The organism is Aerococcus viridans (genome assembly GCF_001543285.1).
In the GTDB taxonomy this organism is placed as follows: domain Bacteria; phylum Bacillota; class Bacilli; order Lactobacillales; family Aerococcaceae; genus Aerococcus; species Aerococcus viridans.
In genome coordinates this window covers 1,635,079-1,647,551 of the sequence record NZ_CP014164.1, presented here as the reverse complement: position 1 = coordinate 1,647,551, position 12,473 = coordinate 1,635,079, and the positions used below count along the sequence as shown (strand labels likewise).

At 40.2% G+C, this 12,473-nt stretch carries 10 protein-coding genes; 8 read left to right on the top strand and 2 right to left on the bottom strand.

The genetic code is table 11. The features are described 5' to 3' along the window. Positions 1 to 6 precede the first annotated feature (6 nt). Positions 7 to 1,218, top strand: coding sequence for a bifunctional phosphopantothenoylcysteine decarboxylase/phosphopantothenate--cysteine ligase CoaBC (coaBC, locus tag AWM76_RS07790; RefSeq protein WP_060779381.1), 1,212 nt, complete (start codon positions 7 to 9; stop codon positions 1,216 to 1,218). Positions 1,219 to 1,275: 57 nt separating this feature from the next. Here coaBC and AWM76_RS07785 read toward each other — a convergent pair whose 3' ends face one another. Together AWM76_RS07785 and def are read right to left on the bottom strand one after the other, a co-directional pair. After that, a complete protein-coding gene (locus tag AWM76_RS07785; RefSeq protein WP_060779340.1) occupies positions 1,276 to 2,277 on the bottom strand; it encodes an IS30 family transposase in 1,002 nt (333 codons plus the stop codon). Between the two features lie 126 nt (positions 2,278 to 2,403). Further along, positions 2,404 to 2,976 carry a peptide deformylase gene (gene def, locus AWM76_RS07780; RefSeq protein WP_039935126.1) on the bottom strand — a complete coding sequence of 191 codons (573 nt, stop codon included), beginning with the start codon at positions 2,974 to 2,976 and terminating at the stop codon, positions 2,404 to 2,406. Between the two features lie 389 nt (positions 2,977 to 3,365). Between def and pdhA the strand changes: the two genes are divergently transcribed. The 7 genes from pdhA to typA all read left to right on the top strand — a co-directional run bounded on the left by pdhA (position 3,366) and on the right by typA (position 12,210). Beyond that, complete coding sequence (gene pdhA, locus AWM76_RS07775) at positions 3,366 to 4,469, top strand: pyruvate dehydrogenase (acetyl-transferring) E1 component subunit alpha (RefSeq protein WP_003141873.1); 1,104 nt, start codon at positions 3,366 to 3,368, stop codon at positions 4,467 to 4,469. A gap of 2 nt (positions 4,470 to 4,471) precedes the next feature. After that, on the top strand, positions 4,472 to 5,449 hold the full coding sequence (locus AWM76_RS07770) for an alpha-ketoacid dehydrogenase subunit beta (protein ID WP_003141872.1): 978 nt from the start codon (positions 4,472 to 4,474) through the stop codon (positions 5,447 to 5,449). A gap of 92 nt (positions 5,450 to 5,541) precedes the next feature. After that, positions 5,542 to 7,200: a 2-oxo acid dehydrogenase subunit E2 gene (locus AWM76_RS07765; RefSeq protein ID WP_003141871.1), complete on the top strand. Its 1,659-nt coding sequence runs from the start codon at positions 5,542 to 5,544 to the stop codon at positions 7,198 to 7,200. A 7-nt stretch (positions 7,201 to 7,207) separates the two neighbouring features. After that, positions 7,208 to 8,620 (top strand): dihydrolipoyl dehydrogenase, encoded by a 1,413-nt coding sequence (lpdA, locus tag AWM76_RS07760; protein WP_003141870.1) that lies wholly within the window; start codon positions 7,208 to 7,210, stop codon positions 8,618 to 8,620. 417 nt (positions 8,621 to 9,037) lie between these two features. Next, positions 9,038 to 9,313, top strand: a complete 276-nt coding sequence (locus tag AWM76_RS07755; protein WP_003141868.1) for a UPF0223 family protein — start codon at positions 9,038 to 9,040, stop codon at positions 9,311 to 9,313. Positions 9,314 to 9,358: 45 nt separating this feature from the next. Then, a complete protein-coding gene (locus AWM76_RS07750) occupies positions 9,359 to 10,138 on the top strand; it encodes an inositol monophosphatase family protein (protein ID WP_003141866.1) in 780 nt (259 codons plus the stop codon). Between the two features lie 236 nt (positions 10,139 to 10,374). Beyond that, positions 10,375 to 12,210 carry a translational GTPase TypA gene (gene typA, locus AWM76_RS07745; protein WP_039935123.1) on the top strand — a complete coding sequence of 612 codons (1,836 nt, stop codon included), beginning with the start codon at positions 10,375 to 10,377 and terminating at the stop codon, positions 12,208 to 12,210. Positions 12,211 to 12,473 lie beyond the last annotated feature (263 nt).

Here is a 12,473-nt window from a genome sequence, read left to right as displayed (position 1 = left end):
GAGACCATGCTTAAAGGATTAAATTTAACAGTCGTTGTCACGGGTGGCATCGCAGCGTATAAAATCCCAGATTTTGTCCGTACCCTCATTAAAGCAGGGGCTAATGTGCGCGTTGCCTTGACACCGTCCGCAAAGCAATTTGTCACACCGTATACCTTTGAAGTCCTAACCAAATATCCACCATTAGTTGAAGGTGTCCACAACCCGGATACCGTGGCCCATATCGCTTTAGCCGATTGGACTGACTACGCCATCGTTATGCCAGCAACCGCCAATACAATTGGGAAATTTGCCAATGGCATTGCGGATAACGAAGCATTGTCCATGATGTTGGCCTTGAAATCGCCACTCTTATTTGTACCCGCTATGAACGAGAAAATGTGGACTAACCAGGCTACTCAACGTAACGTCAGCCAACTCCGTTTAGACGGCCATATTGTGGTAGAACCAGATACCGGATTCCTGGCAGAAGGTTACGAGGGTAAAGGCCGGATGCCAGCCCCAGAAGCCGTATTCCAAGCCTTATTAGTCTCTATTGCCATCGATAAGCAGGGGCAAACTCTTGATTTAACCGGGCATAATCTACTGGTATCAGCCGGCGGGACTACCGAGAAATTAGACCCCGTCCGGTTCTTGACCAACCGTTCTTCTGGCAAAATGGGTTTGGCTATCGCCAATGCCGCCGCCCTTGCTGGCGGACAAGTGACTCTAGTCCGCACTGACCACGCTAAAAATCTGCCTGTTCTACCCGGCATAGAAGTGGTCACCGTCGAATCAGCTCAAGAATTGTATGACACCATGCACAAACATGTCACAGACAAGGATATTGTAATCATGTCTGCCGCTGTATCTGACTACCGATCTGCCCATCCAGCTGATCAAAAAATGAAAAAAGACCAGCTATCTAATCAGGATGGGTTGACCATTCAATTGGCCGAAAATCCTGATATTTTAGCTAGTTTGCCTAAAGAAGGCCATTATACAGTGGGTTTTGCAGCTGAAACTCAAAAGGTGATTGAATATGGCCGCAACAAATTATTGAAAAAAGGAGTCGACATGATTGTCGCTAATGACGTTTCAGACCAAACAATTGGCTTCAATACAGATGACAACCAAGTGACTTTAATCACTAAAGATAGTGAACGACCTTTAGAAAGACAAAGTAAAATCGGTGTAGCAGTTGAATTGTTAGCCCGTATACAAGACGAACTCAAATAGCTCAAAAAAATGATGCCGGAATTGAAATCCAGCATCATTTTTTTATATCTTAAATTGTCAAATTAAGTGCAACACAGTTTTATAAAAGATTTCATAAGGTGTTTTCCAATTCAAACATTTTTTGGGACGTGTATTTAATTTCGTTGCCCAACCTTGTATCTCTTCATCAGTTGCATCTGTCAAATCAACACCTTTCGGTGAGTACTCTCTAAGGAGTCCATTTGTATTCTCATTAGATCCTCTTTGCCAAGGGGCATGAGGATCTGGAAAATAAATTTGCGTATTATTTAATTCCTCAGTCAATCGGGCGTGTTGACTGAATTCTTTACCACGGTCAGGTGTAATGGTTTTACAAAAATCAGAATCAATACCTTGTAGTAATTTAATCATTTGGTCAACTACCGGCTTAGAAGCTTTCTTCTCAGATTTACCGATTAGTAATAACCTAGATTTTCTATCAACTAGCGTTACTAAGCACGCTTTACCAGTTTGACCTGCAACTGTATCTGCTTCCCAATGACCAATCTCAGTTCGTTCATTAGCGCTATCAGGTCGTTCATGAATCGTATTGGAGATAGGGATCTTTCCTCTTCTCTCTACGTGATTTTTAGAATGGCGTGTTTTACCTCTGTGTCTTAATTTACGGATAGCGCCTCGATTACCGGTTGATAAACCAGGCTCATCGAAGTCGCCACGATAAATTGCACGATAGATAGTATTATAACTGATTTTATTTTTGGCATTTTCAAGGTTCAAACGACCAGAAATTTGTTCTGGAGACCATTGTTCGTTGAGAAATAGTCGTTTGACCAACTGGAAAATAGAGTCTTTATCTAGCGTGCGATGCCTGCCACATAGTTGTTTTCTACGTTTATACTCTCCATGAGCAGTTGACGGTGAATAACTGCCATCCTTGTTTGAATTACGATGTAATTCTCTTGAGATAGTCGATTTAGAACGGTCCAGGGTCTCGGATATATGCCCGATAGTTTCGCCTTGTTCATACATTAGGAATATTGTTTCTCGCTCGTTCATGGTAAGATGTGTGTATGGATTCATAGCTTTCTCCTTCTAATAGTTGGTTAGTACATCTATTTTATAGGAAAACTATGGATCTTTTTTTATTTTATTATTGTTGTTGCACTTAAATTGTAAATTCGTCATATATAAGTAATTAATCTTAAATTATTCGTCGCCCAACAAGTGGGTATGCTCGTCAAGGGCGAATGGTGTTTCTTCACTGATGTGGTCGTAGAACATGATCCCATTTAAATGGTCAATTTCATGTTGCAATACGATGGCTGGGTAGCCAGAGAAACGTTTCTTATATTCGTTACCGTCAATATCGTTATAAGTAACTGTGATGCGGGCGTGACGAGGGACATAACCTGGTACGTCGCGGTCAACAGATAAACAACCTTCACCTTCACGAAGACAAACACCTTCAACAGAATGGCTGACAACGCGTGGGTTTAAGAATACACCGTTTAATAATGGCTCGGCATTTTCTGGATCCATCAAGTCTGGCACTAATAGGGCAGTCATTTGAATAGATACATCTAATTGTGGCGCAGCAATCCCAACACCACCACGTAAACCATATTTTTCAGCTAATTCTTCATCCTGGCTATTGCGTAAAAATTCCATCATATCATCAGCTAACTGACGAATTTCCTCAGAAACTGGGAAAGTAATTTTTTCAGCTTTCTTCCGTAAGGTAGGATGTCCTTCACGAATAATGTCTTCCATAGTAATCATCTGAACAACTCCTTTTCTTCTATCATAACTGGTATATTTTCTCATAAAAAGACTTTGAATGCAAAAAAACTATACTATGTAAACTAATTCACTAGGTGAAACAGAAGTTCAAATATTACTAGTACAGTTTAAGAAACACTTATAAAACAATCTATTTCTATTTAATCGAAAATGGCTTGGTTGTGGTAAAAGATTAAGTTTACTATAAAATTAACAATGGAAGGGTTTTCTAATTGTGGTTTCTGTATTATAATAGATTTTATTGCAAAAACTGCAAAAAGATTGAAAAGGCTCACATGATTTGATAAGGTAAATCAGTAAGGTAAACAAAATAACACAGCTTAACGATAGTATGTGAAATTTTTATAAAAGAGAGGAATGTGTTACAAATGGCTAAATTACCAGTGGATTATGAAGCGCAGCTAGATGCTATCAGTGCTCAATTTCAAATGGTTCAAATTTTAGATGAAGATGGCAATGTTGTTAACCCTGACATCATGCCTGATTTATCAGATGAAGAATTAGTTGAGTTAATGAAACGTATGGTTTTCTCACGTACACTTCATGAACGCTCAATGGCATTGGCAAAACAAGGTCGTTTAGGTTTCTACGCGCCTACTTTAGGTCAAGAAGCTTCTCAAATGGCAAGTTCTTATGCATTTACAAAAGATGACTGGTTGTTCCCAGGATATCGTGATATCCCTCAATTAATCGCTCACGGTTTAAAAATCTCTCAAGCATTCTTATGGTCTCGGGGACATGTTGAAGGTAACAACTACCCGGCTGATCTAAATGCAATGCCACCACAAATTATCATTGGTGCACAATACATCCAAGCGATGGGGTCTGCTCGTGCACAAAAATTAAATGGTGACAAAGCTGTAACATTTACATATACAGGTGACGGTGGTTCATCTCAAGGTGATGTATACGAAGGTATGAACTATGCTTCTCGTTATAAGGCACCAGTCGTATTCTTTATTCAAAACAACGGTTTTGCAATTTCAACACCTCGTTACAAACAAACAGCTGCTGAAACTTTAGCACAAAAAGCTGTATCTGTAGGTATCCCAGGTATTCAAGTAGACGGTAACGATGCTTTAGCAGTTTACGCTGTATCTAAACAAGCACGTGAATGGGCATTAGCTGGTAACGGTCCTGTTTTAATTGAAACAGTTACAAACCGTTTAGGCGCGCATTCTACTTCAGGTGATGATCCTAAGATCTACCGTACGCAAGAAGACATTGACAGCTGGACTAAACGTGAACCCTTAATCCGTATGCGTGCATTCTTAGAAGGAAAAGGCCTATGGTCTGAAGAAATCGAAAATGAATATGTAGAACAAGTTCGTGAAGAAATCAAAGAAGCTGCGAAAGAAGCTGACATGGCACCTAAACAAACAGTTACGCAATTCTTAGAAAACATGTTCGAAGTGCCTGGACAAAATATTCAAGAACAAATTGAAGCATATTCAGCAAAGGAGGCTAAATAATTATGGCTAACTTAACAATGATCGAAGCGATTACTGAAGCGCTAGACCAAGAAATGGCTCGCGATGAAAAAGTATATATTTTTGGTGAAGACGTTGGTAAAAACGGTGGTGTTTTCCGTGCGACTAAGGGTTTATTCGACAAATATGGCGAAGAACGTTTAAGCGATACGCCATTATCTGAATCAGCTATCGGTGGTATGGCAATTGGTATGGCATTACACGGTTTCCGTCCAGTAATGGAAATCCAATTCTTTGGTTTCGTATTTGAAGTATTTGACTCAATTGCTGGTCAAATGAACCGTACACGATTCCGCATGGGCCAAACTCGTAACTTACCTATCACTATCCGTTCACCATTTGGTGGTGGTGTGCATACACCAGAAATGCATGCGGACTCATTAGAAGGTTTAATGGCACAAACGCCTGGTTTGAAAGTTGTTATTCCATCTAGCCCAAGTGATGCTAAAGGTTTATTAACTGCTGCAATTCGTGATAACGACCCAGTATTATTCTTAGAGCACATGAAACTTTACCGTTCATTCCGTGAAGAAGTACCTGAAGAACAATATACACTTGAAATTGGTAAAGCAAACGTTGTTCAAGAAGGTTCTGATGTAACAATCATTGCTTATGGCTACATGGTTCGTGAAGCAATCAAAGCGGCTGAAGAATTAGCTAAAAATGGTGTTTCTGCTGAAATCGTTGACTTACGTACAGTTTCGCCATTAGATATGGCAACAATTACAAAATCAGTTGAAAAAACTGGTCGCGTAGTAATCGTACAAGAAGCACAACGTCAAGCGGGTGTTGCGGATAAGGTGGCTTCAGAAATTTCTCAGCGTAGCATTTTGTCTCTAGAAGAACCAATTAAAGTTGTCGCTGCGCCAGATACAGTATTCCCATTTGGTATGGCTGAAAATGCTTGGTTGCCAAATGCAACTGATATTGTTGCGGCTGCTAACGAAATTACAGGTAAATAGTAATTAGGGGCGTGACATTGATGTCACAGCCCCCTTTATTACTTGTTAAAATATAAACTTTAAGCTCTAATTAGAAGGGATGAATAACAAATATGGCCTTTGTATTTAATTTACCAGATGTCGGCGAAGGTATGGCGGAAGGCGAAATCGTTTCATGGCTAGTAGCTGTAGGCGACCAAGTCAACGAAGAAGATCCAATCGTTGAAATCCAAAATGATAAATCAGTAGAAGAAATTTACTCACCAGTTACAGGTAAGGTAACTGAATTACATTACAGTGAAGGTGATGTTGCCATTGTTGGTACACCATTAATCACTTTTGAAGGTGAAGGATTAGAAGACAACGCAGCTGCATCAGCGCCTGCAGAAAAAGCTGCAGCACCTGCACCAGCAGCGGAAGCACCAGCTGCACCTGCAACAGGTGGCGGCGTATACCAATTCACTTTACCAGACGTAGGTGAAGGTATGGCTGAAGGTGAAATCGTTTCTTGGTTGGTTGCTGAAGGCGACGACGTAAATGAAGAAGATTCGTTAGTTGAAATCCAAAACGATAAATCAGTTGAAGAAGTAGCTTCTCCTGTAACAGGTAAGATCGTTCGTATCTTAGTGGAAGCTGGAACAGTTGCTAACGTTGGTGATGTATTAGCTGAAATTGATGCACCTGGTCATAACTCAGAAGCATCAGCACCAGTTTCTACTCCAGAATCACCTGCACAAGAAACTAAAGCGGCAGATCCAGCAGCTGGCGTGTCTACAAACGCATCAGCTGGTAACGTACCAGTTGCTTCAGATCCTAACAAACGCGTATTAGCAATGCCTTCTGTACGTCAATTTGCTCGTGAGCAAGGTGTTGACATTACAGCTGTTGCTGGTACTGGTAAAAATGGTCGTGTCTTACGTGAAGATGTTGCCAACTTTAACGGCGCAACAACTGTTGCACCTGAAGCACCTGCTACTGAAACTGCTCAAGTAGCAGCGACAACAGAAGCACCAGCAGCTAAACCAGCTAAACCAGCTAAGAAAGCTGCCACACTTGCTGACAACTCAGACCGCGTAGAACGTATCAAGATGACACCAATGCGTAAAGCAATCGCTAAAGCAATGGATACAGCTAACCACACAGCGCCAATGGTTACATTGTTCAAAGATGTGGAAGTTTCTCAATTATGGGATCACCGTAAGAAATTCAAAGATATTGCAGCTGAACGTGGTACTAAATTGACCTTCTTACCTTATGCTGTGAAAGCTTTAGTAGCAGCTGTTAAGAAATATCCTCAATTAAATGCTTCTATTGATGATGCTACACAAGAATTTGTATACAAACATTACTACAACATTGGTATTGCAACTGATACTGATGCGGGCCTATATGTGCCAAACATTAAGAATGCAGATACTCGTTCAATGTTCGATATCGCTGATATCATCAATGAAAATGCAGCTAAAGCACATTCTGGCGAATTAAAAGGCCCAGAGATGGCTGACGGTACAGTTTCTATTTCTAACATCGGTTCTGTTGGTGGAGAATTCTTTACACCGATCTTAAACTACCCAGAAACAGCTATCCTAGGATTTGGTGCTATCAAGTCTGAACCTGTTGTAAATGCTGATGGTGAAGTTGTTGCGGGTCGCGTATTGAAATTATCATTAACATTTGACCACCGTATCGTAGACGGTGCAACTGGTCAAAAAGCGCTGAACGAAATCGCTCGTTTAATGGCTGACCCTGAATTATTATTGATGGAAGGATGATTATAGAATGGTAGTAGGCGCATTTGCAATTGAATTAGACACAGTTGTTATCGGTGCTGGACCTGGTGGCTATGTAGCTGCCATCCGCGCTGCACAATTAGGACAAAAAGTAGCAATCGTTGAACGCGAGTTTATCGGTGGGGTTTGCTTGAACGTAGGTTGTATTCCTTCAAAAGCCTTGATCCAAGCTGGTCATGCTTATCATAACGCTAAAGGCGGCGACGCTGCCTTTGGTGTAACTTCTGGTGACGTTAAATTAGACTTCGCGCAAACACAGGACTGGAAGAACAATACAGTAGTAAATACGTTAACTTCTGGTGTTGAAATGTTACTTAAAAAGAATAAAGTTGAAATCATCCGTGGTGAAGCTTACTTCAACAACGAAAATGAATTTACTGTAATGGGTGATGATGATTCTCACCAATTATACTCATTCAACAACGCAATCGTTGCAACAGGTTCTACACCAATCCAAATCCCAGGATTCAAATTTGGTGGCCGTGTTGTAGATTCAACAGGTGCTTTAAACTTTGAAGAAGTTCCTGAAAGCTTAGTTGTTATCGGTGGCGGGGTTATCGGTTCTGAATTAGGTATGGCTTACGCTAACCTAGGTTCTAAGGTAACAATCTTAGAAGGTTCTCCCCAATTATTACCAACATTTGAAAAAGATATGGTAAAAGTTGTAGAAAAAGAAATGAAGAACATCGGTATCGAAACAACTGTCAACGCGATGGCGAAAGAAGCCGTAGACAACGGTGACTCAGTAACAGTTAAGTACGAAGTTAAAGGTGAAGCTAAAGAAATCACTGCTGACTACGTATTGGTATCTGTTGGCCGTCGTGCGAATACAGCAGACTTAGGGTTAGAAGCAATTGGGGTTGAATTAACAGAACGTGGTTTAGTCAAAGTTGATAATCAAGGCCGCACTTCAGTGAAAAACTTCTTCGCAATCGGTGATATCACACCTGGTGCTGCTTTAGCGCATAAAGCATCTTACGAAGGTAAGATTGCTGCAGAAGCGATCTCTGGTAAACCAGCAGCTATCGACTACAAAGTGATGCCATCTGTAGCTTACACTACACCTGAATTAGCTTCTTACGGTTTAACTGAAAAAGAAGCTAAAGATCAAGGTTTAGACGTGAAAACTGTGAAATTCCCACTAGCGGGTAACGGTCGTGCATTATCATTAAACGCTGGCCAAGGTTTCATCCGCTTAGTAGCGACTAAAGAAGATGACGTATTAGTTGGCGCGCAAATGGTTGGTATCTCTGCTTCAGACGTTATGGCTGAGGTTGGGTTAGCGATCGAAGCAGGCATGAACGCAGAAGACATCGCTTTAACAATTCATGGCCACCCAACATTATCAGAAGTTGTAATGGATGCAGCTGAAGGATTATTAGGATTGCCAATTCACATGTAGACCATCTTAATAAGTTATAATTTGACTTTTCATTTGAATATTCAGACGAGAAAATCCCGTGTAAGTTTAACTTACGCGGGGTTATTTTTTTGACCTTATCCCAAATGAGTTCTTTGAGTTTTATATTAAAAAAAGCCTCTAAAAGAAATGTGAATAAAGGTAAAAGTAAAGACAATCAATATTAGGCTGAGATATAAGCTAGCATCTGCCATAATGGTTTGAGCTCATTGTGCAATATTTGCAGAAAACTAGGTGTAAAGATCAGTCGAAAGGTTAAAACAAATGCGAATGGTATAGCGCCAAATAATAGGGTACGAGCATTAAAGTGCAATGAAAACTTGAAAAACTGATGGGTAAGTTATCTCTTTTACATATTTTCCGCTATAATAAATATGAAAACGAAAGCGGAGGAATACGATGTCTAACAATTATCAATATCCAATCGATTTGGATTGGACCAGTCAAGAAATGGCGACAGTGGTGAAGATGTGGAATGGCTTGGAGCAGGCGTATGAATCAAGCATCAACCGTGAGGAATTACTGAATCGGTATAAAGCATTTAAGGAAGTTGTCCCAAGTAAGATGGAAGAGAAGCAGTTAGGCAACAGCTTTGAGAAAATTTCTGGTTATCAGCTTTACGGCACCATCAAAAAGGCAAGAAATTCGGAAGCAAAAACCATTTCAATGCCGTAAGGCGAATAAGTTGAATCATTACAGGGTGAAGTAGGAGGCATGTAAATGTTAGAAGCGCGGGCAGCGTTGGTGAAAGAGTGGGTTGAAGAAGCAGCAAGCTATATCCACGACCAATTGAATAGTGAAATCCAAATAGAAAGTAAATCCAACCGAAAAGATCTTGTTACCAACGTAGATAAAGAAGTTGAATTACTATTTAGAAACAAGATTGCAGCCAATTTTCCAGACGACCGTTACATCGGGGAGGAGAAAATGGGTGACACCCCGTCCAGTCTGGCTGGCGGTGTATGGATTGTAGATCCCATCGACGGCACAGCCAATTTTGTCCTACAGCAAAATCACTTTGCCATCATGGTCGCTTACTACGAAGACGGCCTTGGAAAGCTAGGTGTTGTGTACGACGTGATGAATGACGATTACTTTGAAGCCATCGCTGATCAAGGGATTAAACGAAACGGCCAAGTCTTTCAACCACCATTCAAGGACAAAAGCCTAAAAGACTCCTTGATTGCGGTCAATGGGGGCATGATCATGACTGACGCTTATAAAGTACAACAACTAGTCAAAGAATCTATGGGTCTTCGCATTTATGGGTCAGCGGGCATTGAAATCATTGCCTTGTTGAAGGGTGAAATCGCCGCTTACGTTTCACCAAGGCTGCAACCCTGGGACATTGCTGCCGGCCAAGTCTTGGCAAACGAAGTGGGCATTCAAGTATCGCAATTTACTGGCGAACCGGTTGATTTATTAAACCAAAATCGGGTATTAGCAGCCTACCCGTCAGCATATCGACGAATGATTGAGAATTTGAAGGGTCCAAGATAAGCAAGCATTGTACTTTTTATATCAAAAGGGGCTTGAACTTCCTGATTTATTTGGTCCACATAATCGAAAAAACTAGTAATTTCAATTGATAAGTGATACGATATTATGGCGGTTTTATTACGAGAAACTTTGTTAAAGTTTATAACTATGGGTTTTACGGTAAAACGGTTTCATAAACTTGACAAATAATTGATACAAAATTTGTATTTATTATATAAATGGAGGAATTTTTAAAAATGGCAAAACGTGAAGATATTCGTAATGTTGCAATCATTGCCCACGTTGACCACGGTAAAACTACTTTGGTTAACCAATTGTTGGAACAATCAGATACTTTAGATGAACGTACAAAAATTGACGAGCGTGCAATGGACTCTAACGATATCGAGAAAGAACGTGGTATCACCATCCTAGCTAAGAATACAGCTGTAAACTACAAGGGTCACCACATTAACATCATGGATACTCCAGGACATGCGGACTTCGGTGGTGAAGTTGAGCGTATCATGACAATGGTAGACGGTGTAGTTTTAGTTGTAGATGCTTACGAAGGTACAATGCCGCAAACGCGTTTTGTATTGAAAAAAGCGTTTGAAGCGAACTTAACGCCAATCGTTGTTGTAAACAAAATTGATAAACCATCAGCTCGTCCATCAGAAGTTGTAGACGAAGTATTAGACTTGTTTATCGAATTAGGTGCAGATGATGAAATGTTAGACTTCCCAGTAGTATACGCTTCAGCTTTAAGTGGTACTTCAAGTCTTTCTGACGATCCAGCTGACCAATCAGAAACAATGGACCCAATCTTCGATACAATTCTTGAAGAAATCCCAGCACCAGTTGATAACTCTGAGGAAGGTTTACAATTCCAAGTATCGTTACTAGACTATAACGACTACGTTGGTCGTATCGGTATTGGTCGTGTATTCCGCGGTACTATCCGTGTAGGTGACCAAGTTACCTTGATGAAACTTGACGGTACTGAGAAAAACTTCCGTGTAACAAAATTATTCGGTTTCTTAGGTTTAGAGCGTGTTGAAATTAACGAAGCGAAAGCCGGAGAACTTATTGCTGTTTCTGGTATGGAAGATATTTTCGTTGGGGAAACAGTTGTAGATTCAAGCATCAAAGAGGCTTTAGAGCCATTACGTATTGATGAACCAACACTACAAATGACTTTCTTAACAAACGATTCACCATTCGCAGGTCAAGAAGGTAAACACGTAACTTCTCGTAAACTAGAAGAACGTTTACGTTACGAATTACATACTGACGTTTCATTACGTGTAGACAATACAGAATCTCCGGATGCATGGGTTGTTTCAGGTCGTGGTGAGCTTCACTTATCTATCTTGATTGAAAACATGCGTCGTGAAGGTTACGAGTTACAAGTATCTCGTCCAGAAGTTATTATCCGTAACATCGATGGTGTGAAATCTGAACCGTTTGAGTTAGTTCAAATCGATACACCTGAAGAATACCAAGGTTCAATTATCGACGCCTTAAACCAACGTCGTGGTAATATGGTAGACATGATCTCTACAGGTCTAGGTACAACTCGTTTAACTTACCATGTACCAGCTCGTGGTATGATTGGTTTCACCACTTACTTCATGTCATTAACACATGGTTACGGTATCTTGAACCATACATTTGACCACTATGCACCATACATCAACGAACCAATCGGTGGTCGTCGTAATGGGGCCTTAGTATCAACTGATACTGGTAAAGCAACTACTTACGGTATCATGCAAGTTGAAGACCGTGGTACAATCTTTGTTAACCCAGGTACACAAGTATACGGGGGTATGATTGTTGGTGAAAGTACACGTGAAAAAGATATTGTTGTAAACATTATCCGTTCTAAAAACTTAACTAATGTTCGTTCTTCAAACAAAGACCAAACAGCTTCAATCAAAGCACCGAAACTACTGACACTTGAAGAATCATTAGAATTCATGAATGAAGATGAGTACTGTGAAGTAACACCAGAAAGCATTCGTTTACGTAAATCAATCTTAAACGAAGCTGAACGTGCAAAAGCAGCTAAGAAAAAGAACTTAGGTTAATTTGATTAATGCGCTATAGCGTACATAAATACTTTTTTAAGACGTAGACGATTTGTCTGCGTCTTTTTTATGGTTATTTTTTACAGAGAAGATTACATAGTAGGTTGACCAATAAATCATGTTTGATTTTTCAATAAATTGTAATAGGATTCCGCTAATGTATGGGCCGATTATGCTATAATGGATAACTGAGTAATGGCTGTCCATACCACTACTTATTTCTAGTATCAACGGATGTATAACATCATACAAAATCCATAAAG

Coding starts and splice junctions, on each gene's coding strand:
- coaBC (WP_060779381.1), top strand. CDS start 7: ATGCTTAAAGGATTAAATTTAACAGTCGTTGTCACGGGTGGCATCGCA.
- AWM76_RS07785 (WP_060779340.1), bottom strand. CDS start 2,277: ATGAATCCATACACACATCTTACCATGAACGAGCGAGAAACAATATTC.
- def (WP_039935126.1), bottom strand. CDS start 2,976: ATGATTACTATGGAAGACATTATTCGTGAAGGACATCCTACCTTACGG.
- pdhA (WP_003141873.1), top strand. CDS start 3,366: ATGGCTAAATTACCAGTGGATTATGAAGCGCAGCTAGATGCTATCAGT.
- AWM76_RS07770 (WP_003141872.1), top strand. CDS start 4,472: ATGGCTAACTTAACAATGATCGAAGCGATTACTGAAGCGCTAGACCAA.
- AWM76_RS07765 (WP_003141871.1), top strand. CDS start 5,542: ATGGCCTTTGTATTTAATTTACCAGATGTCGGCGAAGGTATGGCGGAA.
- lpdA (WP_003141870.1), top strand. CDS start 7,208: ATGGTAGTAGGCGCATTTGCAATTGAATTAGACACAGTTGTTATCGGT.
- AWM76_RS07755 (WP_003141868.1), top strand. CDS start 9,038: ATGTCTAACAATTATCAATATCCAATCGATTTGGATTGGACCAGTCAA.
- AWM76_RS07750 (WP_003141866.1), top strand. CDS start 9,359: ATGTTAGAAGCGCGGGCAGCGTTGGTGAAAGAGTGGGTTGAAGAAGCA.
- typA (WP_039935123.1), top strand. CDS start 10,375: ATGGCAAAACGTGAAGATATTCGTAATGTTGCAATCATTGCCCACGTT.